The sequence below is a fragment of the Flavobacteriales bacterium genome, assembly GCA_016715895.1.
Lineage (GTDB): Bacteria > Bacteroidota > Bacteroidia > Flavobacteriales_F > PHOS-HE28 > PHOS-HE28.
Window position 1 is genome coordinate 594,028 of sequence record JADJXH010000004.1, and the last position, 24,434, is coordinate 618,461.

Here is a 24,434-nt window from a genome sequence, read left to right on the forward strand (position 1 = left end):
CGGACGTTCTTCCTGTGTTGGCGCTCGGGTCCACCCGAGTCCCAGACGAGCGCTTGGTAGTGCTGCAACTGGCTGGAGCCGAGTATAAACGTCGTGGAACTTGCTCCTCTTCGGGCCTTGTGGTTCGTGTCCGGGATACTGGTGATCACCGGCTACGCCTTCCTGGTTTACTGCGCCGGTACGCGCGATGTGCACTCGGTTGGTGCTGTGCGATAGCGAGGGGAAGGAGCCGTGATCGGTCAGGCACCTTCGTCCCGCGCTTCTGGTCGGCCCACCGCCGGCGGGAGTACCGTGCCGCGATGAAGGGTCGGGGATGGCTTCCTCCATTGGATCACCCCATCTACGGCACGGATGCCCTGCTCGTATGGGAACCACGTGTTCTGCCCGTTGATGGGGTCGTGCCAGATGATCATCGTGTAGGCATGGGAGAACTGGAGCTTCCGCGCGGCCATCTCAGGTTGCATTGCTACGTTCAGTTCCTGAAAGCTCGAGGGGGCGGAGTAATACATGATCCCCTCCACTGGTGCCGTCGGCTCGTAGCCAGCGATCAGGCCGAGCACGCGGTCCGCGTAGTAGTTCGAGATCATGTACTGGCGATGGTTGTCAATCTCCAGCCGCGCGAACGCTTCGGAGAAGAAGGTCAGGTCGTTGTAGGCCTTTTCGTCGTTGATCATCCCACGCACATGCTCGGCCTGCTTCTCGATCTTGTCCATCTGGAAGCGCAGGTTGAGCGCCTTGATCATGTCATTCACCATGAACGACCGCGTGTAATCCACGGGTAGCGGGATCTGGCAGAAGTCGATCGGTGCAATAGCCTTCCACGCACCAACAACGGCCATCGCTGGTTTCCCCGAGAGGATCAGTTCCATGTTCTCACCCTTTGCGTACGTCTCCACGCAGGCCGTGTGAGGGTTGAGGGATCCATAGAAGATGGATTGGTGCCGCTTATTGACGCGCCCGTGTTCGCGGATCAAGTGGAGCTTACCCTTGGGGATCGCATCAATATCGGAAACCTTGCTCCAACGGGACTGATGGGGCTTGACCAGCCTCGCACGGTAGATCCAGTTGATCAAGCTTGTCCCTTGCTTGAACTCGTGGGGTTCGTTCTTGAACAGCCGCTGGTAGATTGGGAGGTTTGGGAAGTAGGCGTTCAGGATGTCGCGGACGGTCTCGTAGGTCACGCCATCGGCGGTAAGGATCTCCCTTATGGCATTCGGGTCGGTGAGACTGGCGATCATCATCTCCAAAGGTACCTCAGCGGAGGGCGGGTATTTTTGCTGTGATGCCCTACCGCCTCACCTCGCGCTCCAACATCTTCAACGCCATCCGCCTATACGTGGACAGGATGGGATGGAACACAAATGGGTTCACGCCTATACAGGTCGCCAACGCCGGCATCTGGCGGAACCCTCGGACCATCATGACGTTCATACCCAAGCACTGCCACACGCCCACGCTCTACTTCCGCCGCGTCAAGAAGGGCGGGGGCTATGTGTACTTCGTCCTCGATCAGTGGATGTTGCGGGTGTGAGGATCATCCGATGAAGCCCGTAATGGCGCACATATTCAGCGCGGGCCGGCCCGAGCGAGAGCAGGCCGGTCTGTTTTTCCTGAACCGGTGCTCGCGTTGGACCATCGGTCAGTTTAGACCTGGCCCTGCCGTGAACGACCGGCGTTGGCGGCGGCACAGGCACCGGGAGAACCGATGGACGGATCAACTCGGGTACACGTGACCCCACGCGAACACAGGGCGCGGGAGCACTGCGCCATGCTACCCGGCGAACCTAGGCTAGCAGCACCGATGCCGCCGCCTGGAACGCGGCGATCAAGGAGCTGCTGGAGGGCGGGCCGGTGGACCGGCAGGGGGTGAAGAAGGGGGCGCGGAATGGGGGGAGGTGAGGGGCATGGAGGCGGCGCAGCAATGGAAACACGGCCTGCACCAGCAGATGGTTGTTCGATGCAGGCCGCCAGGGGTTGTTCGCCGATGGTCGTGTGAGCTGTCATTCCGGGCTTGACCCGGAAGCGCGCAAAAGGCCGGAACGACCACCGGAACAATTCATCGCAATGGCATTGTATCTTGTTATCCTTCAGTAACTTAGCCGCAGGAACAACGACCGGAACGAACACCTGCGGAACCGTGGCCCTGTCCCCAGCATTCTACACCGACCCGGCCGCCATGGAGCCGCTCCATCCGGAGGACCCCAGCGGGGAGTTGGAGGAACTGGCCACCACCTTGATCGTGGAGTCGGCCAAGCTCTCGAGTGCGCTGCATCCGCGCACCCGCGCTGCGATCGCGGAGCTGGTGCGGCCCATGAACAGCTACTACAGCAACCGCATCGAAGGGCACGACACGCACCCCATCGACATCGACCGTGCACTGCGCAACGACTACTCGCAGGACAAGAAGAAGCGCGACCTGCAACAAGAGGCGGTGGCGCACATCAACGTAAGTGCTGCGCTGCGAAGGGGCGAACTGTCGGGGGATCATCTTGACCCATCGAGCACGGCTTTCATCAAAGGGCTGCACAAGGCCTTCTATGGTCACCTGCCCGATAGCTTCCTGACGGTGACCACCAAGGAAGGCGGCACCCGCCAGGTGGTACCCGGTGAATTCCGCACGGAAGAAGTGGAAGTGGCGCGGCATGTGGCACCGGCCAGCGCGCGCATACCCCTGTTCATGGAGCGCTTTGCTGAAGTGTATGACCACCGGGGCAAGTTGAACACATCGCGCACCGAACGCGTGATCGCCATCGCCGCCGCACACCATCGTTTGGCATGGATACACCCCTTCCTCGATGGCAACGGCCGGGTGGTGCGCCTGTATTCCGATGCGTGCTTCATGGCCGAGGACCTGGATGCAGGCGGCATCTGGTCCATTGCGCGTGGCCTGGCCCGCAGCCACGACACGTACTACGAACACCTCGCCAACGCCGATGGTCCCCGCCGGGGTGAACGCGATGGGCGCGGCAACCTGAGCATGGCGGGTCTGGTGGACTTCTGCCGGTACTTCCTGCGAACGGCGATCGACCAGGTGACCTTCATGCACGGTTCGCTCGCGCTCGGCACCCTGGAACGACGGCTGGATGCCTACGTGCACCGCATGGCGGCCGATGGGCGCATGAAGCCGGAGGCCACCTACATCTTGAAGGAACTTTTCCTGCGCGGCAGGCTCACCCGGCCCGATGCCGAACGCATCACTGGCACGTCGGAGAAGACGCTGAAGAAGACCACGGATGAATTGATCGCACTGGAGCTGATGACCGCTCGCAAGGAAGGCATCACCGTGGTGTTCGAGCCCCGCTATCCGCTGCACCTCTCGCCCTACATCCTGCCAAGCCTCTATCCCGAAGGCAAGGAAGCCGAACTGATGGCCGGCTTATGACCACCCGACCCGAAGCCCTCCTCGAAGCCGAGCTGGTGGCCCAGTTGTAAGCACCCCCAGTTCGCACCCCGTGGTGTACTGGAGGTTCGGTTCGGTGTTGGGGACCTCCTCTTGGACCGTGGGGGACGTCCGTGCGTGAGCAAGGGCCAGGTGTGAGGTGGGAACGGCACGCTGTATGGGCGTCACGTTCCCGGTAGCGGAAGCGCCCGTCCCGCACCCCGGTGGTGTCGTGCGCCCCCCGCCATTACCATTCCTTAACACACCCGCCGAACCGATCGCCCATTGGTTCGTTTCATTTGCAACCGTTTCCAACGCAACCATGCCCACCTCGTCCATCGGTTATTGGAGCTCGGTGCTGGCCCACCAGTACTTCGCGCGGCTGCAGGAGAAGCTGGCGCACCTGGACATCAGCAGCTGGTTCTACGTGCTGCTGGTGATCGAGGAGGGGGCGGGCCGCCTGAGCCAGCAGGAGCTGGCCGACCGCCTGCTGCTGGACAAGGTGAGCATGACCCGCGCGCTGGACCACCTGGGGGAGAAGGGCCTGGTGGAGCGCTGCGCCTGCGCGGGCGACCGCCGCAAGTACCTGGTGAAGCTGACGCCCAAGGCGAAGCCCGCCGTGAAGGCCGTGCGCGCCGCCTATGCGGAGCTGAACGAGGAGGCGCTGCAGGGCCTGCCCCAGGCCGCCCGCGCCGCCTTTCTGCGGCAGCTGATGGCCGTGGTGGACAACCTGCGGCCCGAGGGCCCGCCCGTGCCCGTGACCCACAAACGCCTACACGCCTGATGCGACCGGACCCGATGCTGCTTGCCGCGGTGCTGCTGCTACCCGCCTGCGGGCCCAACGAGGAGGCCGCCGGGGGCGGCGGCGCCATGCCCCCCATGGCCGTGGGTGTGCACGTGCTGCGGGGCGAGCCGCTGGACGACGCCCTGGTGGCCACGGGCACCCTGCTGGCCAACGAGGAGGTGCAGCTGGTGAGCGAGCTGGCCGGCCGCATCACCCACATCGGCTTCGAGGAGGGCGGGCGTGTGGACGCCGGGCAGGTGCTCTTGCGCATCAACGACGACGAGCTGCAGGCGCAGCTGCGCAAGGCCGAGGCCGGCCTGCGGCTGGCGGTGGAGGACGAGGCGCGCAAGGCGCAGCTGCTGGCGGTGAACGGCCTGAGCCAGGAGCAGCTCGATGCGGCGCGCACCACCGTGGCCGGGCTGCAGGCCGATGTGGACGACCTGCGCGCGCGCATCGCCAAAAGCGTGATCCGCGCGCCCTTCGGCGGCCGCGTGGGGCTGCGCAGCGTGAGCGAGGGCGGCTTCGTGGCGGCCGGCACGCCCATCGCGCGGCTGCACCAGACCGACCCCATGAAGGTGGAGTTCGCCGTGCCCGAGCGCTACGGGCGCAGCCTGGCGCCCGGCTCCGCCATCACCTTCACCCTGGAGGGCGATACGGCCACCTACACCGGCGCCGTGTACGCGGTGGACCCCAGCGTGGACGCCGCCACCCGCACGGTGAAGGTGCGCGCGCGCACGGGCAACGCCCACGGCCGCCTGATCCCCGGCGCCTTCGCCAGGGTGCAGGTGCGGCTGCAGCGCATCCCCGACGCGCTGGTGATCCCCGCCGAGGCGCTGATCCCCGATATCCAGGGCCAGAAGGTGCTGCTGATGAAGGGCGGCACCGCCGTGAGCGCCCGCGTGCAGCTGGGCCTGCGCACCGCCGAGCGCGTGCAGCTCACCAGCGGTGTGCAGCCGGGCGACTCGGTGATCGTCACCGGCCTGCTGGCCCTGCGCGACGGGGCGGCGGTGCGGCCCTTGGGCGGACAGGCGGAGAAGAAGGCGAATGCGGAGAAGTGAATGGTGAACAGGTGAATGGTGAATGGTGAATGGCGAATGGTGGATGGTGAATAGCGAAAAGGTGAGTGGCGAACAGTCAATGGTGAACAGGGGAGATCGAATGGCGAACGATGAGCATCCAACCGGGGTGGAGACTGTTCAGTAAAGTGTGTCAGGCCGGATTGCGAACTTCAACACCTGACCCATGGAGGACAAGACGGACAAGTTCGATTACGAAGCCTTCGAGAAGGAGGCCATGAAGCAATTGCTACTGGGCAAGCCCTTGAGCGGCAGCGATGGGGTGCTGACCCCGCTGGTGAAGCGACTGATGGAGGCCTCGCTACGGGGCGAGCTGAGCGCTCACCTGGCCGAGGAGCCGCCTGGAGGTAACCGGCGCAACGGACATGGGCGCAAGCGGGTGAAGACCGCCCACGGAGAGGTGGAGATCGCCACGCCGCGCGACCGTGAGGGAACCTTTGACCCGGTGCTGCTGCCCAAGCGCGAGCGCGTGCTGAACGCCGAGCTGGACATGAAGATCATCAAGCTCTACGGGCTTGGGATGAGCCAGCGCGACATAAGCGACCATGTGCGGGACCTGTACGGCATCGAGGTGAGCGAGGCCACGATCAGCGCGGTGACCGACCAGGTGATCGCCGATGTACAGACCTGGCGGCAGCGGCCCTTGGAGGCGCGCTACGCGATCGTGTGGCTCGATGCCATCCACTTCAAGGTGAAGCAGGAAGGGCGCGTGGTGAACAAGGCCGTATACACCGCCTTGGGCGTTGGCCCCGATGGCCACAAGGACCTGCTGGGCCTGTACGTGGGGCAGAGCGAAGGGGCCAAGTTCTGGCTGGGCGTGCTGGGCGACCTGCGCCAACGCGGCGTGGAGGACATGCTGATCGCATGCATCGACAACCTGAGCGGCTTCTCCGACGCGATCTCCTTGGTGTACCCACAGAGCGATATCCAGCTCTGCATCGTGCACCAGGTGCGCAATACCCTGAAGTACATCAGCTACAAGCACTACAAGGAGGTGGTCAAGGACATGCGGGCCATCTACCGGGCCCCTGGTGAGCAGCAAGCGCTGCATGCCCTGGAGGTCTTCAGCGACAAATGGGGGAACGCTACCCGCAGGCGGTGAGCTCCTGGCACACCAACTGGCCGCTGCTGGCCAGCCAGTACCGCTACAGCGAGCGCATCCGGCGGCTCATCTACACCACCAATCCCATCGAGGGCTTCCACGCTCAGCTGCGCAAGTACACCAAGACCAAGCGCGTCTTCGACAACGACATGGCCCTGCTCAAGCTGCTCTATCTGGCCCAGCAGCGCATCGTGGAGAAAATGGCCGCCAAGCCCATCTTCGCTTGGAGGGAGATAGCCGCCGAGCTACGCCTGCTCTTCGGCCCACGCTTCGATCCACAGGCGATCAACACCGATCAACAGGTTCTGAGTCTCCCCCGGACCCCCTCGTTCAAAACCCAACAACATCAACATCATCAGCAATAACGATGATGACACACTTTATCTAACAGACCCCCGGGGTGGGCGAACGGCGCGTAGTCCAAGGAGCCACCATTCACCAACTCCCATTCGCCATTCACCCCGGGACTTTGCACGCATGACCATCAGCTCCATCAGCATCAACAGGCCCGTGCTCGCCACGGTGATCTCGATCCTGATCGTGCTGTTCGGCGGCATCGGCTTCACCTTCCTCGGCGTGCGCGAGTACCCCAGCGTGGACCCGCCCATCATCACCGTCACCACCAACTACGTGGGCGCCAACGCCGATGTGGTGGAGAGCCAGATCACCGAGGTGCTGGAGGAGAGCATCAACGGCATCGCCGGCATCCGCACCCTCACCAGCGTGAGCAGCGACGGCCGCAGCACCATCACCGTGGAGTTCGAGCTGGACGTGGACCTGGAGGCCGCGGCCAACGATGTGCGCGACCGGGTGAGCCGCAGCGTGCGCAACCTGCCCGCCGATGTGGAGCCCCCCATCGTGGCCAAGAGCGATGCGGACAGCAGCCCCATCCTGTCGATGACCATCCAGAGCGACCAGCGCAGCCTGCTGGAGCTCTCGCAGATCGCCAACGACAACTTCAAGGAACGGCTGCAGACCATCCCCGGGGTGAGCGCCATCAACATCTGGGGCGACAAGAAATACAGCATGAAGCTGCTGCTGGACCCCGTGAAGATGGCGGGGCTGGGCATCACCCCGGCGGACGTACGCGCAGCGCTGGACCGCGAGAACGTGGAGCTGCCCGCCGGCCGCATCGAGGGCTTCCGCACCGAGCTCAGCATCCGCACCCTGGGCCGCCTCACCACGCCTGAGCAGTTCAACGACCTGATCCTGCGCGATGCCGGCGGCCGCGTGATCAAGCTCCGGGACGTGGGCGTGGCCGAGCTGCGGCCCGAGAACGAGCGCAGCCTGCTGCGCGGCAACGGCGGCGTGCCCCAGGTGGCCGTGGCCGTCACCCCCCAGCCCGGCAGCAACTACGTGGCCATCGCCGACGAGTTCCACAAGCGCGTGGCGCAGATCAAGAAGGACATGCCCGCCGACCTGCGCTACACCATCGCGCTGGACACCACCGTGGGCATCCGCGCCGCCATCCTGGAGGTGGAGGAGACCATCCTCATCGCCTTCGGCCTGGTGGTGCTCGTCATCTTCCTCTTCCTGCGCGACTGGCGCACCACGCTCATCCCCGTGGTGGCCATCCCCATCTCGCTCATCGGCGCCTTCTTCATCATGTACGTGGCGGGCTTCAGCATCAACATCCTCACGCTGCTCGCCATCGTGCTGGCCACCGGCATCGTGGTGGACGATGCCATCGTGGTGCTGGAGAACATCTACGCCAAGATCGAGGGCGGCATGGACCCGATGCGCGCCGGCCACGAGGGCAGCCGCGAGATCACCTTCGCCATCATCAGTACCACCATCACGCTGGCGGCGGTCTTCCTGCCCATCATCTTCCTCAGCGGGCTCACGGGCCGCCTCTTCCGCGAGTTCGGCATCGTGGTGGCCGGCTCGGTGCTCATCAGCGCGGTGGTCTCCCTCACCCTCACGCCCATGATGAGCGCGCGCATGCTGCGCCGCAAGGAGAAGCACAGCCGCTTCTTCGAGGCCACCGAGCGCTTCTTCGACCGGCTGGCCGCCGCCTATCAGCGCTCGCTTGCGCGCTTCCTGCGCCGCCGCCGCTGGGCCTTCGCCATCATGGGCGCCAGCGGCGCGCTCATCTGGGCCGCGGGCGCCCAGCTGCAGAGCGAACTGGCCCCCATGGAGGACAAGAGCCGCTTCATGGTGCAGAGCACCGCCCCGGAAGGCACCAGCTTCGAACTGATGAACGCCTACCTGGCGAACATCATCGAGGTGGTGGACACCCTGCCCGAGCGCCAGGCCCTCATCAGCGTCACCGCACCCGGCTTCGGCACCGCCAGCAGCACCAACAACGGCTTCGTGCGCGTGGCTTTGGTGCCGCCCGGCGAGCGCAGCCGCACACAGGACGAGCTGGCCAAGGCCGTGATGGCGAAGATCCAGGGCTTCAACCTGGCCCGCAGCTTCGTGATCCAGGAGCCCACCATCGGCGGCTCCCGCTTCACCCGCCTGCCCGTGGAGTACGTGATCCAGGCGCCCGACTTCGAGCGGCTCCGCGCCGTGATCCCCGCCTTCATGGAGAAGGCCGCGCAGGACAAGACCTTCCGCGTGGTGGACCTCAACCTCAAGTTCAACAAGCCCGAACTGAACGTGGAGATCGACCGCGACCGCGCGCGCGCCATGGGCGTCACCATGCAGGACATCGCCGAGACCCTGCAGCTCTACTTCAGCGGCCAGCGCTACGGCTACTTCATCATGAACGGCAAGCAGTACCAGGTGATCGGCCAGGCCACGCGCGACAACCGCGACGCACCCATCGACCTCAGCAGCGCCTACGTGCGCAACGACAAGGGCGAGCTCATCCAGCTGGACAACCTGGTGCGCCTCAGCGACCGCAGCACCCCGCCGCAGCTCTTCCGCTACAACCGCTATGTGAGCGCCACCGTGAGCGCCGACCCCGCCGAGGGCTACACCATCGGCGACGGCATCGCCGCCATGGACCGCATCAAGAAGGAGGTGCTGGACGACAGCTTCAGCACCGCGCTGGGCGGCGTGAGCAAGGAGTTCGCCGAGAGCGGCAGCAGCCTCCTCTTCGCCTTCCTCCTGGCCCTGGTGCTCATCTTCCTCATCCTCGCCGCGCAGTTCGAGAGCTTCATCGACCCGCTGGTGGTGATGCTCACCGTGCCCCTCGCCCTCGCCGGCGCCGTGGTGAGCCTCTGGCTCGGTGGCCACACGCTCAACATCTTCTCGCAGATCGGCATCATCGTGCTGGTGGGCCTGGTCACCAAGAACGGCATCCTCATCGTGGAGTTCGCCAACCAGCGCAAGGAGCAGGGCCTGGGGAAGATGGACGCCGTGCTCGATGCCGCCGTGCAGCGCTTCCGCCCCATCCTCATGACCAGCCTGGCCACCATCCTCGGCGCGCTGCCCATCGCCCTGGGCCTGGGCGCCGCCGCCAGGAGCCGCGTGCCCATGGGCGTGGCCATCATCGGCGGGCTGCTGTTCGCGCTGGTGCTCACCCTCTACGTGGTGCCGGCGCTCTACAGCTACATGAGCCGCGAGCGCAGCGCCGAACCGCCGCAGGCCCCCGCCGCGGACCACGAACACGCACCGCACGCATGAGGGCCCCCGCCACCATCGCCGTCCTCCTCCTCGCCGCCACCGCCGCGGCGCAGGCGCTCACCGCCGAGGAGGCCGTGCGCATCGCCGTGGAGCAGAACCACGGCATCCGCATGGCGCGCCTCGATGCCCGCAGCGCCGAACTGATGAACACCGCCGGCAACGCCGGCATGCTGCCCACCCTCGACGCCGTGGGACAGTACAGCATCGACAACAGCGCCACCACGCAGACCTTCTTCAGCGGCGAGGTGCGCGAGCGCGACAACGCCGACCAGCGCGTGCTCAATGCCGCCGTGCAGCTCAACTGGACCGTCTTCGACGGGCTGGCCATGTGGGCTGCCAAGGACCGGCTGGAGGCCCTGGAGCTGATCGGGCAGACGCAGCTGCGGCAGCGCATCGAGGCCACCGTCTACGAGGCGCTGGCCGCCTACTACCAGCTGGTGCAGCTACGCCGCGCCATCGCCGTGCAGCAGCAGGGCGTGCGCATCAGCCGCGAGCGCCTCGCCATCGCGCAGGCCGCCGAGCGCATCGGCAGCGGCAGCGGCCTGCAGGTGGTGCAGGCGCGGCTCGACCTCAGCGCCGACAGCGCCGCCGTGCTCGACCTGCAGGTGCAGGAGGCTGCGGGCGCCGCCCGCCTCAACGCCCTGCTGGGCCGCGACCCCGCCACCCCCGTGGAGGTGGCCGCCGAGGTGCCCGCCCCCGCGCCCCTGGAGCTGGCCGGGGTGCAGCTGGCCGCCCGGCAGGCCAACAGCGACCTGCAACAGGCCCGGCAGCAGCGCATCGCCGCCGACCTCAGCGTGAAGGAGCTGCGCGGGGCGCTGCTGCCGCAGGTGGACCTCTTCGCCAACTACGGCTACACGCGCAGCACCAGCGCCGTCGGCATCCTGCAGAGCAATCAGGCGCTCGGTCCCGACTACGGCGCGCGCATCCGCATCCCCCTCTTCGCAGGCCTGCAGGGACGCAGTGCGATGCAGGTGGCGAAGGTGGAGCGGGAACGGGCGGAGCTCGGTACCCAGCAGGCGGAGCTTGGCCTGGAGGAGCGCATCCTGACCACTTGGACCGCCTATGCCACGGCCGGCCGGCGCGTGGCCCTGGAGGAGCAGAACCTCGAAGGGGCCCGCACCCAGAGCACCGTCGCCCTGGAGAGCTACCGCCTGGGGGCCATCACCGCCGTGGAGCTGCGCGAGGTGCAGCTCGCGCTGGTGAGCGCCGAGCAGCGCCTGTTGGTGGCCCGCTACGAGGCGAAGCTCGCTGAGCTGCAGCTCCAGTGGCTGGCCGGCAGGCTGGTGTAGGTGGGGTCACACGCTCAGCCAAGTTCCGGTCGAAGCCGTTCGATCCGCTGATCCGCCGATCGTCCCCCGCGGGACGGTGCGCTGCGGCACACCCGCCTCACCCCCGTCCGTGCGTGGCCAGCTTGCGCACCATCTCCTGCGTCAGGGCGGAGGCATCGGGGCCGTAGGCGTTCACGAGGGTGCCCCGGATGCGCCCATCCACGGAGCGGATGGCGTACACGATGCTCTGGTCGTCGGGGTCGTTCATGCCCTCGAAGCGGTGGAACTCATCGATCTCGAAGGCGGCCGGATCGAGGCTGAGGCCATGGGCCGTGCACACGAGGCAGTGGCCGCCCAGGGTCAGGTCGTCCGTGTAGCCGCGGCGCTGCAGGTCGTCCACGGCTTCGGAGAGGGTGGCGTAGGTGGGCATGCGGAAAAGGTACGGCAGGGTGCGGGGGCCTGGGATGCGGGGCGGGCGCGCTTCACGGGGTGGGCTGATGTCCGCTGTGCGGTCCTGCTCGTGTGCGCGCCGCATGGCGACCACGCCCTCCGGCAGCGCCTCGCGGACGCCCGTGATGCTGCCGAAGCGGGTGAGGAGCTTTTGTGCGGTGCCGGGAGAACCGCGCTTCCGTAGCTTTGGGTTCCTCAACACGGCCCGATGAGCACCGACAGCATGCGCCTGGAGTTGATCCGCTGGTTGAGCCAGGTGGACGACAAGGGGCTGTTGGCATCGCTGCTCCACTTCAAGCAGGCCAACGAGGCCCACGACTGGTACGACAGTCTGACGGCCGAGCAGCAGGCGGCCATCGCCGAAGGCGAGGCCGACATCAAGGCCGGCCGTGTACGCTCTTCCGCCGAAGTGTGGAAAAAGTATGGCCGCGCTCCGAAGCGTTGAGTGGACCGCCCGTGCCGAGCGGGACCTGGACCGGTTGTATGCCTTCGTGATCGAATGCTGGAGCCAGCGCGAAGCGGATCACTTGCTGGACATGGTGCAGGAGTTCGAGGCGCTGATCGCCCGCTGGCCGAACGGGTTCAAGCGAAGCCAACGGAACAAGCACTACCGGCTGGGCTTCGTTCACCGGAACACCTCGGCGGTGTACCGCGTTTACCGTGACCGCGTAGTGATCGTGGCCATGTTCGACAACCGGTCGGATGCGACGTGGTAGAACGATCCGATGATCAGAAAATGATCCCTGGGCGATGCACTACCTGAAGACCAAGCATCACGCCCGATCGAAGCGCGCATTGCATTTTCTGATCATATGATCCGCTAATTTTCTGTCCGGGGCCTCGCGCTGGCTATTGCGCGGCGGCAAGCCCTCGCAACACCGCCTCCGCCTTCTTCGCGCCCACCACGGCCGCCACATCCTCCGGCAGGGCCTCGCGGATGCCTTTGATGCTGCCGAAGCGGGTGAGGAGCTTCTGGGCGGTGCCGGGGCCGATGCCGGGGATCTCCTCCAGGCCGGTGCGGATGATGCGCTTGCTGCGCTTGCCCCGGTGGTGCGTGATGCCGAAGCGGTGCGCCTCGTTGCGCATGTGCTGGATCACCTTCAGCGAGGAGCTGCGCTTGTCGATGTGCAGCGGGACGGGGTCGCCGGGGAAAACGATCTCCTCCAGTTTCTTGGCGATGCCGATGATGGCCACCTTGCCGCGCAGGCCCAGCCGTTCCAAGGCGTTGAGCGCGGCGCCCAGCTGGCCCTTGCCGCCATCGATGACGATGAGCTGGGGCAGCGGTTCGCCCTCGGTGATCAGCCGGCTGTAGCGGCGCTCCACGGCCTCCTCCATGCTGGCGAAGTCGTCCGGCCCCTCCACCGTGCGGATGTTGAAGTGGCGGTAGTCCTTCTTGCTGGGCTTGGCGTCCTTGAAGACCACGCAGGCGCTGACGGGGTCGGTGCCCTGGGTGTTGCTGTTGTCGAAGCACTCGATGTGGCGCGGCAGCTCGGTGAGGCGCAGGTCCTGCTGCAGCTGCTCCAGGATGCGGGTGGTGGCCCCCTCGGGGTCGGTGAGCTTCTCCTGCTTCTGCTTGTCCAGCATGAAGTAGCGGGCGTTGCGCTCGCAGAGCTCCAGCAGCTGCTTCTTGTCGCCGCGCTGCGGCACCGTGAAGCGCACACCGGGCACCTCGATCTCCGGCTCGAAGGGCGCGATGGCCTCGGGGGCCAGGCTCTTGTAGCGCTGGCGCAGTTCGGCGATGGCGGCCTGCAGCATCTCCACGTCGCTCTCATCGAGCTTGCGCTTGAGTTCGATGGTGATGCCGTGCACCACCGCGCCGTCGATCACGCGCATGTAGTTGACGTAGGTGCTGGCGGTATCGCTCACCAGCCCGTAGCAATCCACGTCGCCGATGTCGGGGTTCACCACGATGCTCTTGGCGCGGTACTGCTCCAGACGCTCCAGCTTCTGGCGGTAGTCCTCGGCGGCCTCGAACTCGAGCCGCTCGGCGTGATGCTGCATCTGCTCCTTCAACACCTTGATGAGCCCGCTCACGCGCCCCTTCACGATCTGCAGCACCTGTTCCATGTTGGCGTCGTACTCGGCCTGTGATTGCAGCCCTTCGCAGGGCGCCTTGCAGTTGCCGATGTGGTACTCCAGGCAGCGCTTGAACTTCTTCTGTTCGATGTTCCTCGGGGTGAGGTCGTAGCTGCAGGTGCGGAGCTTGTAGAGCTTGTGCACCAGGCCGAGCATGGTCTTCATGGTGCGCACACCGGCGTAGGGGCCGAAGTAGGCGCTGCCGTCGTCCTCGGGGTTGCGCATGCCCTCCACGCGGGGGAAGCGCTCGTTGCGGATGCGGATGAAGGGGAAGCTCTTGTCGTCGCGCAGGTTGATGTTGAAGCGCGGCTGCAGCTCCTTGATGAGGCTGTTCTCCAGCAGCAGCGCCTCGAACTCGGTGGGCACGTGGATCACGCGCAGGTCAGCGATGCGCTTGACCAGCAGGCGCGTCTTGCCATCGGGGTGGTCCTTGGCGAAGTAGCTGCCCACGCGGTGGCGGAGGCTCTTGGCCTTGCCCACGTAGAGGATCTTGCCGTCGGCATCGAAGAACTGGTACACGCCGGGGGTGTGCGGCAGCAGGCGGACCTTCTCGCGGATGTCGATGGACATGCAGGGCGAAGATCGGGAGGAACGAGTGGTGAGTGGCGAGTGGCGAGTGACGAGTGGAATGCCCCCTCTTCCGGCGCGTTTCGCCAAGGGGCGTTCCAGAGACTGTTCAGTAAAGTGTGTCAGGCCGGATTGCGAACTTCAACACCTGACCCATGGAGGACAAGACGGACAAGTTCGATTACGAAGCCTTCGAGAAGGAGGCCATGAAGCAATTGCTACTGGGCAAGCCCTTGAGCGGCAGCGATGGGGTGCTGACCCCGCTGGTGAAGCGACTGATGGAGGCCTCGCTACGGGGCGAGCTGAGCGCTCACCTGGCCGAGGAGCCGCCTGGAGGTAACCGGCGCAACGGACATGGGCGCAAGCGGGTGAAGACCGCCCACGGAGAGGTGGAGATCGCCACGCCGCGCGACCGTGAGGGAACCTTTGACCCGGTGCTGCTGCCCAAGCGCGAGCGCGTGCTGAACGCCGAGCTGGACATGAAGATCATCAAGCTCTACGGGCTTGGGATGAGCCAGCGCGACATAAGCGACCATGTGCGGGACCTGTACGGCATCGAGGTGAGCGAGGCCACGATCAGCGCGGTGACCGACCAGGTGATCGCCGATGTACAGACCTGGCGGCAGCGGCCCTTGGAGGCGCGCTACGCGATCGTGTGGCTCGATGCCATCCACTTCAAGGTGAAGCAGGAAGGGCGCGTGGTGAACAAGGCCGTATACACCGCCTTGGGCGTTGGCCCCGATGGCCACAAGGACCTGCTGGGCCTGTACGTGGGGCAGAGCGAAGGGGCCAAGTTCTGGCTGGGCGTGCTGGGCGACCTGCGCCAACGCGGCGTGGAGGACATGCTGATCGCATGCATCGACAACCTGAGCGGCTTCTCCGACGCGATCTCCTTGGTGTACCCACAGAGCGATATCCAGCTCTGCATCGTGCACCAGGTGCGCAATACCCTGAAGTACATCAGCTACAAGCACTACAAGGAGGTGGTCAAGGACATGCGGGCCATCTACCGGGCCCCTGGTGAGCAGCAAGCGCTGCATGCCCTGGAGGTCTTCAGCGACAAATGGGGGGAACGCTACCCGCAGGCGGTGAGCTCCTGGCACACCAACTGGCCGCTGCTGGCCAGCCAGTACCGCTACAGCGAGCGCATCCGGCGGCTCATCTACACCACCAATCCCATCGAGGGCTTCCACGCTCAGCTGCGCAAGTACACCAAGACCAAGCGCGTCTTCGACAACGACATGGCCCTGCTCAAGCTGCTCTATCTGGCCCAGCAGCGCATCGTGGAGAAAATGGCCGCCAAGCCCATCTTCGCTTGGAGGGAGATAGCCGCCGAGCTACGCCTGCTCTTCGGCCCACGCTTCGATCCACAGGCGATCAACACCGATCAACAGGTTCTGAGTCTCCCCCGGACCCCCTCGTTCAAAACCCAACAACATCAACATCATCAGCAATAACGATGATGACACACTTTATCTAACAGACCCGATGCCGGGGGCGGGGGCCTTCCGGCTCCTCCGCACCGGTGCACTGCACCACCCGCCGGCGAGCTCCACCGCGACAGGTGGGGGCCACCCGGACCACAGCCCTGGCCCTCCACCACGACACGGGTGAACCTCCAGGTCGATCGCCTTCGCCCTCCACCACGACACGGGTGAACCTCCAGGACGATCGCCTTCGCCCTCCACCACGACACGGGTGCACCTCCAGGGCGATCGCCTTCGCCCTCCACCACGACACCGGTGCACCTCCAAGGCGATCGCCTTCGCCCTTCACCACGACAACGGTGCACCTCCAGGACGATCGCCTTCGCCCTCCACCACGACACCGGTGCACCTCCAGGGCGATCGCCTTCGCCCTCCACCACGACACCGGTGCACCTCCAAGGCGATCGCCTTCGCCCTTCACCACGACAACGGTGCACCTCCAGGGCGATCGCCTTCGCCCTCCACCACGACACCGGTGCACCTCCAAGGCGATCGCCTTCGCCCTTCACCACGACAACGGTGCACCTCCAGGACGATCGCCTTCGCCCTCCACCACGACACCAGTGGACCACCGGGACCACCACCTTGGACCCCGCGGAAGAGCGACCCGCCGGGCGGGTGAGGCCACCCGGGCGCGCATCGGGTTACGCCCGGCGCCACTTATTCTTTCGGGCATACGGCGTGCGCAGGCCTGCCATCGACGCCAGCTCCCGAATGTGCGTTCCATGCCATTCCGCATAACCCGCACGAACATGCCCCCTGTACCGATCCCCTGGCGTAACACGGCCCGGATCGCTCACAACAACGGCGTCGCTCCACCGGGTCCACGGAGCGGAACCCATGAAGGCGAACATCAAGTTGAACCTGTTCGATCTGACCCCCCTGCGAGCGCAAGCCCTGCTGCGCAACGTGGCGGAGAAGTTGGACGGGAACGCGAACTTCCCCAGCCCGCCGACGTCGGCGGCGGACCTGGCGGCGAAGGCGGACACGCTGGAGGCGGCCATCCTGGAGGCCATCAATGGCAGCCAGGCGGCACGTGCGGCCCGCGATGCCCGGGTGATGGAGGTGCGGGGCATCCTGCGCAGCGTGGCGGACTATGTGCGGATGGTGGCCCAGGGCGATGCGGCGAAGCTCACCACCAGCGGCTTCGAGCTGGCCAAGCGGCCCGAACCGGTGGGCGTGCCCGGCACGGCGCGGGACATGCGGGTGCGCATGACCAACAGCAAGGGCGCCTTGGAACTGCGCTGGCGCACGGTGCACGGGGCCCGCGGCTACCAGGTGTGGATGACGGCCAGCGACCCCAACGTGGAGGCCAACTGGGAAGCCATCGGCTACACCACCAGGGCCAGCCACCTGGTGACGGACCTGGAGAGCTACAAGGCCTACTGGTTCTGCGTGAGCGCCATCGGTGCCGCGGGCGAAGGCCTGCAGTGCGACCCGGCCATGGGCCGCGCCGCATAAGCGGACCCCCGCGTGGCCCCGCGAGCGGGGGGCCACCCACGCGTCAGGCACAAGGGCCCCGGCTTCGGTCGGGGTCCTTGGCGTTGGGGGGGTGGTGACGAACGGTGATCGCGGTGACGGCGGCGCCACCGCCGCACGCCCCCCCCGGGTAGCTTTGGGCATGGCCGGTGCCGAGCGCTGCCCGTACTGCGAAAGCACGCGCAGCCTGCTGATGGGGCAGGTGTTCTGCTCGCGGCATGCGGGCATCGACATGCGAGCGCTGGAGAGCGGCACGCTGTACATCCGCACCCGCCGGCTGGAGGAATGCGCCGACCACGTGTCGCGCCTCAGCGTGCGGCTGATGCTGAACGGGCGCCAATGGTACCGGGTGGGCGGGGCGGACCGGGTGGTGCACGCGGAGAACTACCTGGTGGTGGACCAGGGGCAGCACTACCGCACGGCCTTCGGCGGCGACCAGGAGCAGGAGATGCTGATGGTGGGCTTCAGGCCCGGGCTGGCGGCCGAGGCGCTGCGCGCGCGGACGGCCACCGCCGAACAGCTGCTGGACGACCCGTGGCACCACGGACCGGACCCGCTGTTCGGCGACGCGCTGCACCCGATGGACGCCACGGTGCACGCGCTGTTCGCGCAGCTGCACGGGCTGGTGCGGGCGCCCGCCGGCACGGTGGACCCCGCCGGGGTGGATCCCCTGCACGAGCGGCTGCTGGAGCATCTGCTGGACCTGCGCACGGGCCAGCGGGCGGCGGCCGACCGGCTGCCGGCGCTGCGGGCCGCCACGCGCCGCGAGCTGTGGCGACGGCTCACCACCGCACGCGACCATGCGCACGCGCACCTCCACGAGCCGCTCACCGTGGCCCAGCTGGCCCGCGTGGCCTGCCTCAGCGAGCACCACTTCAAGCGGCTGTTCCGGCAGGCCTTCGGGCGGCCGCCGCACGCCTACCTGCAACAGCTGCGGCTGGAGCGGGCGCGCCAGCTGCTGCGCGGCACCGACCTGCCGGTGCACGCCGTGGCCACGGCGGTGGGCCTGGCGGACGCCAGCTCCTTTGTGCGCAGCTACCGCCTGCACCACGGGCGCACCCCGGGGGCCGAGCGGCGCTCCGCTGCCTGAACGACCCCGACCGCTGCCCAGACCGCACCCGGGAATAGCACACCCCGCACATGCCCGCCGGCCGCCGATGCGGCACCTTGGCCCCACGCCGGTCCTGAACCCCGGCCCCACACGCGCATGTACGGAACCCGCACCCGACCCACCACCCCTTCGCATCCGCACCTCACCCCCCTGCTGCCCGCGCTGCTGCTGGCCCTGGCCTGGCCCTACCGCGGTCCGGCGCAGACGCTGCTGCCCCAGCAGGCCATTCCCGTGGTGGGCGACACCTTCCGCTGGCACAGCGTGGACGACGACCAGAACGTGATGCCGGGTGCGGCGGGCATGGGGGTGCTGTGGGACCAGAGCGCCCTGCAGCTGGTGCCCACGGCCTACGCGGTGCAGGCCTGCATCGACCCGCAGGACGCCCCGCTGATCGCCGCCTACCCGGCGTGCGACCATGTGATGCGGTGGACCCTGAGCCAGGACCCCGGCTATGAGGTGTTCGAGTACCGCGCCACCACGGACAGCGGCCTGGTGGACCTGGCCGCGCACGGCCCGGTGCTCACCTACGTGCACGACGATCCGGAGCTGAACATCCCCGCCCCGCTGCCCCTGGGCGACACCGTGGCCGACCCCTTCTGCTACACCTCCAGCGGCCTGGGCGTGGCCTACCACTTCTGCGGCATGCGCCGGCACACGGTGGATGGCGAGGGCACCCTGGTGATGCCCTACGGCAGCTTCCCCGGCGCCCTGCGCGTGCACACCTGGGGCTACAGCGTGGCCTACAACGGTCCGGACACCAGCTGGGTGGACACCTACCGGTGGTGGGTGCCCGGGGTGCGCTGGCCGCTGCTGCGCCACAGCACCTTTACAGCGACCAACGGCAGCACCTCGGTCACCGTGAACGCCCTCAACGGGATGGATGCCGTGGGCCTGGTGGAACGACCGGGTGCTGCCGCGCTGGCCGCGCCGAACCCCTTTGCGCACCGGGTGCGCGTGCGGCTGCCCGCCCCCGCCGGCACGGGCGCGCTGCTCACCGTGCGCACACCGGACGGCCGCGCGGTGCACCGCGAGCCCTGGCCCGCCGGCGCCGATGCGCTGGAGCTGGACGGCACCGCCCTGCCCGGCGGCCTGCTGCTGGTGCACATCACCACGCCCCACCGCACCTTCGCCCTGCCCCTGATCCACCACCGCTGATGCCCCTGTTCCGCACCCCCCTGCTCCTCGTTGCGCTGGCGCTGGCCCCGGCCTGCACCGCACAGCCCGCCACCGACCTGCCCCGCCGCGTCTTCCTCGGCATCCGCATGGAGAACCTCACGGACGACCTGCGGCGCATCATGGGCGTGGGCGACACGCGCGCGGTGCTGGTGAGCGAGGTGCTGCCCGGGGGCTCCGGCGAGGCGGCGGGGTGGAAGCGGGGCGACCTGCTGGCGGAGCTGGGGGGCGTGGGCGTGGGCGCCACCGACGCGGGTCTGTTAGATAAAGTGTGTCATCATCGTTATTGCTGATGATGTTGATGTTGTTGGGTTTTGAACGAGGGGGTCCGGGGGAGACTCAGAACCTGTTGATCGGTGTTGATCGCCTGTGGATCGAAGCGTGGGCCGAAGAGCAGGCGTAGCTCGGCGGCTATCTCCCTCCAAGCGAAGATGGGCTTGGCGGCCATTTTCTCCACGATGCGCTGCTGGGCCAGATAGAGCAGCTTGAGCAGGGCCATGTCGTTGTCGAAGACGCGCTTGGTCTTGGTGTACTTGCGCAGCTGAGCGTGGAAGCCCTCGATGGGATTGGTGGTGTAGATGAGCCGCCGGATGCGCTCGCTGTAGCGGTACTGGCTGGCCAGCAGCGGCCAGTTGGTGTGCCAGGAGCTCACCGCCTGCGGGTAGCGTTCCCCCCATTTGTCGCTGAAGACCTCCAGGGCATGCAGCGCTTGCTGCTCACCAGGGGCCCGGTAGATGGCCCGCATGTCCTTGACCACCTCCTTGTAGTGCTTGTAGCTGATGTACTTCAGGGTATTGCGCACCTGGTGCACGATGCAGAGCTGGATATCGCTCTGTGGGTACACCAAGGAGATCGCGTCGGAGAAGCCGCTCAGGTTGTCGATGCATGCGATCAGCATGTCCTCCACGCCGCGTTGGCGCAGGTCGCCCAGCACGCCCAGCCAGAACTTGGCCCCTTCGCTCTGCCCCACGTACAGGCCCAGCAGGTCCTTGTGGCCATCGGGGCCAACGCCCAAGGCGGTGTATACGGCCTTGTTCACCACGCGCCCTTCCTGCTTCACCTTGAAGTGGATGGCATCGAGCCACACGATCGCGTAGCGCGCCTCCAGGGCCGCTGCCGCCAGGTCTGTACATCGGCGATCACCTGGTCGGTCACCGCGCTGATCGTGGCCTCGCTCACCTCGATGCCGTACAGGTCCCGCACATGGTCGCTTATGTCGCGCTGGCTCATCCCAAGCCCGTAGAGCTTGATGATCTTCATGTCCAGCTCGGCGTTCAGCACGCGCTCGCGCTTGGGCAGCAGCACCGGGTCGAAGGTTCCCTCACGGTCGCGCGGCGTGGCGATCTCCACCTCTCCGTGGGCGGTCTTCACCCGCTTGCGCCCATGTCCGTTGCGCCGGTTACCTCCAGGCGGCTCCTCGGCCAGGTGAGCGCTCAGCTCGCCCCGTAGCGAGGCCTCCATCAGTCGCTTCACCAGCGGGGTCAGCACCCCATCGCTGCCGCTCAAGGGCTTGCCCAGTAGCAATTGCTTCATGGCCTCCTTCTCGAAGGCTTCGTAATCGAACTTGTCCGTCTTGTCCTCCATGGGTCAGGTGTTGAAGTTCGCAATCCGGCCTGACACACTTTACTGAACAGTCTCACCGACGCGGTCTTCGCCGAACTGGCGAAACACAGCACCGGCGCCTCGGTGGCCTACCGCCTGCTGCGCGACACCAAGCCGGTGACCGGCACGCTGAAGCTGATGGGCTGGCCGGAGGAGCGCTATGCCGACCTGCGCGTGGAGTACACGGCGCACCCCACGGTGAACGGCACGCAGCGCGCCATCCTCACCCGGCCGCGCACGCGCCAGCTGGACCGCGCGCCGCTCGTGGTCTTCATCGGCGGCATCGGCTGCTACTCGCTGGACGCACCCCTGGACACCGCACGCAGCGAGGTGCAGCTGCTGAACCGCCTGAGCCGCATGGGCTACGCCTGCGCCCGGCTGGAGAAGCCCGGCATCGGCGACGCCGCGCGCAGCAGCACCGCCTGCAGCGCGGTGAGCTTCATGGACGAGATGACGGGCTATGCCGGGATGATCGCCCAGTTGAAGCGCCGCGCGGACATCGACAGCACCGATGTGACCATCATCGGCCACAGCATGGGTGGGCTCTTCGCACCGCTGGTGGCGCAGCGCACCGCCGTGCAGCGCATCGTGGCCTACGGCACCATCGGCAGCCCCTTCCTGGAGTACCTGCTGAAGACGCGGCGCACCATCGGCGAGGCCTACGGCTGGGAGGCCGAACGCACGGACGACTTCATCAAGGCCTATGGCGAATGCGCCACCTGGTACTTCGCCGATGGCCTCAGCACCGAGGCCGTGGAAGCGAAGAAGCCCGGCTGCGGCGAGCTGGTCGGCATCTTCGATGCCCGCTCCCGCGCCTACAACGACGAGCTCTATGCGGTGAACATCCCCTCCGCATGGAAGGGCTTCACCGGGCGCACGCTCCTGCTCTGGGGCGAGGCCGACCACATCGCCGCGAAGCACGACCACGAGCTGCTGCGCGACCTGATCGACGCGAAGAACCCCGGCAGCGTCACCTTCCAGGTGGTGCCCGATGCCGACCATGGCATGAACCAGGCGGACGACTTCCGCGCCGCCGTGGCCGGCGAAGGGCCCTACCAGCCCGGTGTGGGCCGGGTGATCGCCGACTGGATGCGCAGCACGCCATGAGGACCGCGGCGGGCATCGCGGTGCTGGTGGGGTTCACGACCATCGTGCACGCCCAGGCGGGACCGCGTGCCGTGCTGGACGACTTCACCACCGGCCACCTCGCGCTGGCCCCGGAACCCTTCGCGCTGGACCTGCGCGAACGCCTGGCCCTGGTGCCGAGTGACAGCGTGCTGGCGGCGCAGGAGCGCTTCTTCCGCGAACAGCAGCACCGCTTGAGCACGGTGGAAGCGCACGGGGCGACGCAGGAGGAAGGCCTGCTGCTGGACCTCGCCCGGTTCGAGACCGCGCACCAGCTGGAGCGCATCGCGCTGGAGCGGCGCTGGACCGCGGCCGGTCGCCCGATGCCCGTGAACGGCGTGCACGACCTGCCGGACGCGGCGGACTGGTACCGCCTGCTCGTGCGGCGCTTCACCGGCTATGCGCGCACGCCGCAGGAGCTGATCGCGTTCGGCGAAGCGGAGGTGGAACGCTGCCACCGCGCGATCGAACGGCTGCACGCGCAGCTCGGCGGCGCACCCGGGCCCGCGTGGATCACCGACAAGGCGGAGATGCTGTGGCGCTTCGCCCGGCTGGACAGCACCGTGCGCGCGCACCTCGCCCACCTCGTCGGGCCGGTGGAGGTGCCGCCCGTGGCCGCCATGGAATGGCCCGGGGCCGATGCGCACACCCCGCCGGGCATCTACCTCTCCCGCGACGACAATGCCTATGGCGCGGACGTGTTCCAGTTCAACTTCCACCTCGGCCGCTTCGATGCCCGGGCCCTGGACTGGATCTACCTGCACGAGTCCATCCCCGGCCACCACCTGCAATGGAGCCTGCGCCAGGCCACCGCGGCTGACGACCTGCGCGTCCACCTGCTGTACCCCGGCAACTTCGAGGGCTGGGCCTGCTATGTGGAATACGCCGGGAAGGAGCTGGGTGCGTACGCGGATCCCGTGCAGGAGCTCGGCAAATGGGAATGGGACCTGGTGCGTTCCGTGCGTGTGGTGCTCGATGCGGGCATCCACGGCCTTGGGTGGTCCCGTGCGGAAGCGATGGCGTATTGGGAGCGGCACATCCCGGGCCGGCCTGATCTGGCGGAACGGGAGGTGACCCGCGTGACGCACTGGGCGGCGCAGGCCCTGAGCTACAAGGTGGGCGCCGACGCGATCCAGCGCCTGCGCGACCGCCTTGCGGAAGCGCTGGGTCCGCGCTTCGATGCGGCCCGCTTCCACCGCACCTTCCTGGACCTGGGCATGGTGCCGCTGCCCGTCGCCGAGACGCACCTGACCAGGACCCTGAGCCCATGACCATGAGGACCGTGAAGCCCCTGCTCGTGCTGATCCCGTTCGCCGCCTGCGTGTTCCCTGACCGCGGGCCGGCCGCCTCCGATGCGCCGGTGGCGCACCCGGCCGATACCGTGCTGCTGCACGAGGCCGGCGTGGAGAACGCCTATCCCCGGCTCTCGGCGGACGGCCGGCGCATCCTGTACCAGAGCGACCGCACGGGCACCTGGCAACTGTTCATCATGGACCTGGCCACCGGCGCGCAGCAGCGCATCACGCACGATGCCCACAACAACAACTTCGTCGATTGGAGCGCGGACAACGAATGGGTGGCCTTCGTGAGCGACCGCGACGGCAACGAGGAGATCTACCGCATGCGCACCGATGGCAGCGCGCTGGAGCGGCTCACGGACCACGCCGCGCGCGACATCCACCCCTACTTCAGCCCCGATGGGCGGTACCTGCTGTTCAACAGCACGCGAGGGAACGGCTCGCTGGACGTGTACCGCCTCGACCTCGGCTCGCGCGAGGTGTTGCGCCTCACCGACACGCCGATGGAGGAGACCTGTGCGCGGTACGCACCGGACATGAAGCACATCGTGCTCCTGCGCAACGACGCGACCAGCGACGACGTGGTGATCCTCGACCTCACGACCGGGCTGGTGGACAACCTGACGCGCACGCCGACGGTGACCGATGGCTGGCCGATGTACAGTGCGGACGGCCGGTGGATCTACTACAGCACCATGGCGGGCGGCCGGCACAGCATCCACCGCGTGCATCCGGACGGTACGGGGGACGAGACCCTCACACACGCCGCACCAGGCGAGGAGGATGGGCGCGCCTTCATCGGCCGGGATGGGAAGACCCTGATCTACAACAAGCGGCACCACGGCGCGATCGACATCCGCCGGCTGGTCATCGACATCCCCTGA

General features: G+C 67.1%; 18 protein-coding genes and 3 pseudogenes. 17 read left to right on the plus strand and 4 right to left on the minus strand.

All coding sequences use genetic code 11. The annotated features are described in order from the left end of the window. Positions 1-239: 239 nt before the first annotated feature. Positions 240-1,238 (minus strand): RES domain-containing protein, encoded by a 999-nt coding sequence (locus IPM49_11115; protein MBK9275073.1) that lies wholly within the window; start codon positions 1,236-1,238, stop codon positions 240-242. 44 nt (positions 1,239-1,282) lie between these two features. On the opposite strand from IPM49_11115, the gene IPM49_11120 reads away from it, so the two are divergent. From IPM49_11120 to IPM49_11150, 7 genes and pseudogenes are all read left to right on the plus strand, one after another. Then, the gene (locus tag IPM49_11120; protein MBK9275074.1) at positions 1,283-1,531 is read left to right on the plus strand and encodes a hypothetical protein; all 249 of its coding nucleotides are present in this window, start codon (positions 1,283-1,285) and stop codon (positions 1,529-1,531) included. Between the two features lie 606 nt (positions 1,532-2,137). Next, entirely contained in the window at positions 2,138-3,382 is a 1,245-nt protein-coding gene (locus IPM49_11125) for a Fic family protein (protein MBK9275075.1), read from the plus strand. Between the two features lie 319 nt (positions 3,383-3,701). Next, positions 3,702-4,163 carry a MarR family transcriptional regulator gene (locus IPM49_11130; protein ID MBK9275076.1) on the plus strand — a complete coding sequence of 154 codons (462 nt, stop codon included), beginning with the start codon at positions 3,702-3,704 and terminating at the stop codon, positions 4,161-4,163. A 14-nt stretch (positions 4,164-4,177) separates the two neighbouring features. After that, positions 4,178-5,221, plus strand: coding sequence for an efflux RND transporter periplasmic adaptor subunit (locus IPM49_11135; GenBank protein MBK9275077.1), 1,044 nt, complete (start codon positions 4,178-4,180; stop codon positions 5,219-5,221). A 184-nt stretch (positions 5,222-5,405) separates the two neighbouring features. Beyond that, positions 5,406-6,628 (plus strand): annotated as a pseudogene (locus tag IPM49_11140) (IS256 family transposase). Between the two features lie 190 nt (positions 6,629-6,818). Continuing rightward, entirely contained in the window at positions 6,819-9,914 is a 3,096-nt protein-coding gene (locus IPM49_11145; GenBank protein ID MBK9275078.1) for an efflux RND transporter permease subunit, read from the plus strand. Further along, entirely contained in the window at positions 9,911-11,203 is a 1,293-nt protein-coding gene (locus tag IPM49_11150) for a TolC family protein (protein ID MBK9275079.1), read from the plus strand. The genes IPM49_11145 and IPM49_11150 overlap by 4 nt, the downstream gene beginning before the upstream one ends. A 97-nt stretch (positions 11,204-11,300) precedes the next feature. Here IPM49_11150 and IPM49_11155 read toward each other — a convergent pair whose 3' ends face one another. Continuing rightward, positions 11,301-11,612, minus strand: coding sequence for a phosphoribosylpyrophosphate synthetase (locus tag IPM49_11155; GenBank protein ID MBK9275080.1), 312 nt, complete (start codon positions 11,610-11,612; stop codon positions 11,301-11,303). A 228-nt stretch (positions 11,613-11,840) separates the two neighbouring features. On the opposite strand from IPM49_11155, the gene IPM49_11160 reads away from it, so the two are divergent. Both IPM49_11160 and IPM49_11165 read left to right on the plus strand, forming a co-directional pair. After that, positions 11,841-12,077 carry a hypothetical protein gene (locus IPM49_11160; GenBank protein ID MBK9275081.1) on the plus strand — a complete coding sequence of 79 codons (237 nt, stop codon included), beginning with the start codon at positions 11,841-11,843 and terminating at the stop codon, positions 12,075-12,077. Then, positions 12,055-12,348, plus strand: coding sequence for a type II toxin-antitoxin system RelE/ParE family toxin (locus tag IPM49_11165; protein ID MBK9275082.1), 294 nt, complete (start codon positions 12,055-12,057; stop codon positions 12,346-12,348). Before IPM49_11160 ends, IPM49_11165 begins: the two co-directional genes overlap by 23 nt. A 133-nt stretch (positions 12,349-12,481) precedes the next feature. Here IPM49_11165 and IPM49_11170 read toward each other — a convergent pair whose 3' ends face one another. Next, entirely contained in the window at positions 12,482-14,278 is a 1,797-nt protein-coding gene (locus tag IPM49_11170; GenBank protein MBK9275083.1) for an excinuclease ABC subunit C, read from the minus strand. Between the two features lie 152 nt (positions 14,279-14,430). Between IPM49_11170 and IPM49_11175 the strand changes: the two are divergent. The 5 genes and pseudogenes from IPM49_11175 (at position 14,431) to IPM49_11195 (ending at position 19,818) form a co-directional block, all read left to right on the plus strand. Further along, a pseudogene (locus tag IPM49_11175) lies at positions 14,431-15,654 on the plus strand (IS256 family transposase). Positions 15,655-16,602: 948 nt separating this feature from the next. Then, positions 16,603-17,223 (plus strand): fibronectin type III domain-containing protein, encoded by a 621-nt coding sequence (locus tag IPM49_11180; GenBank protein MBK9275084.1) that lies wholly within the window; start codon positions 16,603-16,605, stop codon positions 17,221-17,223. 160 nt (positions 17,224-17,383) lie between these two features. After that, entirely contained in the window at positions 17,384-18,331 is a 948-nt protein-coding gene (locus IPM49_11185; GenBank protein MBK9275085.1) for a helix-turn-helix transcriptional regulator, read from the plus strand. A 117-nt stretch (positions 18,332-18,448) separates the two neighbouring features. Continuing rightward, positions 18,449-19,507, plus strand: coding sequence for a hypothetical protein (locus IPM49_11190; GenBank protein ID MBK9275086.1), 1,059 nt, complete (start codon positions 18,449-18,451; stop codon positions 19,505-19,507). After that, positions 19,507-19,818 (plus strand): PDZ domain-containing protein, encoded by a 312-nt coding sequence (locus tag IPM49_11195; GenBank protein ID MBK9275087.1) that lies wholly within the window; start codon positions 19,507-19,509, stop codon positions 19,816-19,818. The genes IPM49_11190 and IPM49_11195 overlap by 1 nt, the downstream gene beginning before the upstream one ends. 68 nt (positions 19,819-19,886) lie before the next feature. Here the strand turns inward: IPM49_11195 and IPM49_11200 are convergent. After that, positions 19,887-21,109: pseudogene (locus IPM49_11200) on the minus strand (IS256 family transposase). 102 nt (positions 21,110-21,211) lie between these two features. Between IPM49_11200 and IPM49_11205 the strand changes: the two are divergent. The 3 genes from IPM49_11205 to IPM49_11215 are packed head-to-tail and all read left to right on the plus strand — an operon-like array spanning position 21,212 to position 24,434. Next, entirely contained in the window at positions 21,212-22,234 is a 1,023-nt protein-coding gene (locus IPM49_11205) for an alpha/beta fold hydrolase (protein MBK9275088.1), read from the plus strand. Beyond that, entirely contained in the window at positions 22,231-23,523 is a 1,293-nt protein-coding gene (locus tag IPM49_11210; GenBank protein MBK9275089.1) for a DUF885 domain-containing protein, read from the plus strand. Before IPM49_11205 ends, IPM49_11210 begins: the two co-directional genes overlap by 4 nt. Then, on the plus strand, positions 23,520-24,434 hold the full coding sequence (locus IPM49_11215; protein MBK9275090.1) for a PD40 domain-containing protein: 915 nt from the start codon (positions 23,520-23,522) through the stop codon (positions 24,432-24,434). The genes IPM49_11210 and IPM49_11215 overlap by 4 nt, the downstream gene beginning before the upstream one ends.

What these genes read in the sequence shown, in the direction of transcription:
- IPM49_11115 (MBK9275073.1), bottom strand. Translation starts at nt 1,238, where the DNA reads ATGATCGCCAGTCTCACCGACCCGAATGCCATAAGGGAGATCCTTACC.
- IPM49_11120 (MBK9275074.1), top strand. Translation starts at nt 1,283, where the DNA reads ATGCCCTACCGCCTCACCTCGCGCTCCAACATCTTCAACGCCATCCGC.
- IPM49_11130 (MBK9275076.1), top strand. Translation starts at nt 3,702, where the DNA reads ATGCCCACCTCGTCCATCGGTTATTGGAGCTCGGTGCTGGCCCACCAG.
- IPM49_11135 (MBK9275077.1), top strand. Translation starts at nt 4,178, where the DNA reads ATGCTGCTTGCCGCGGTGCTGCTGCTACCCGCCTGCGGGCCCAACGAG.
- IPM49_11145 (MBK9275078.1), top strand. Translation starts at nt 6,819, where the DNA reads ATGACCATCAGCTCCATCAGCATCAACAGGCCCGTGCTCGCCACGGTG.
- IPM49_11150 (MBK9275079.1), top strand. Translation starts at nt 9,911, where the DNA reads ATGAGGGCCCCCGCCACCATCGCCGTCCTCCTCCTCGCCGCCACCGCC.
- IPM49_11155 (MBK9275080.1), bottom strand. Translation starts at nt 11,612, where the DNA reads ATGCCCACCTACGCCACCCTCTCCGAAGCCGTGGACGACCTGCAGCGC.
- IPM49_11160 (MBK9275081.1), top strand. Translation starts at nt 11,841, where the DNA reads ATGAGCACCGACAGCATGCGCCTGGAGTTGATCCGCTGGTTGAGCCAG.
- IPM49_11165 (MBK9275082.1), top strand. Translation starts at nt 12,055, where the DNA reads ATGGCCGCGCTCCGAAGCGTTGAGTGGACCGCCCGTGCCGAGCGGGAC.
- IPM49_11170 (MBK9275083.1), bottom strand. Translation starts at nt 14,278, where the DNA reads ATGTCCATCGACATCCGCGAGAAGGTCCGCCTGCTGCCGCACACCCCC.
- IPM49_11180 (MBK9275084.1), top strand. Translation starts at nt 16,603, where the DNA reads ATGAAGGCGAACATCAAGTTGAACCTGTTCGATCTGACCCCCCTGCGA.
- IPM49_11185 (MBK9275085.1), top strand. Translation starts at nt 17,384, where the DNA reads ATGGCCGGTGCCGAGCGCTGCCCGTACTGCGAAAGCACGCGCAGCCTG.
- IPM49_11190 (MBK9275086.1), top strand. Translation starts at nt 18,449, where the DNA reads ATGTACGGAACCCGCACCCGACCCACCACCCCTTCGCATCCGCACCTC.
- IPM49_11195 (MBK9275087.1), top strand. Translation starts at nt 19,507, where the DNA reads ATGCCCCTGTTCCGCACCCCCCTGCTCCTCGTTGCGCTGGCGCTGGCC.
- IPM49_11210 (MBK9275089.1), top strand. Translation starts at nt 22,231, where the DNA reads ATGAGGACCGCGGCGGGCATCGCGGTGCTGGTGGGGTTCACGACCATC.
- IPM49_11215 (MBK9275090.1), top strand. Translation starts at nt 23,520, where the DNA reads ATGACCATGAGGACCGTGAAGCCCCTGCTCGTGCTGATCCCGTTCGCC.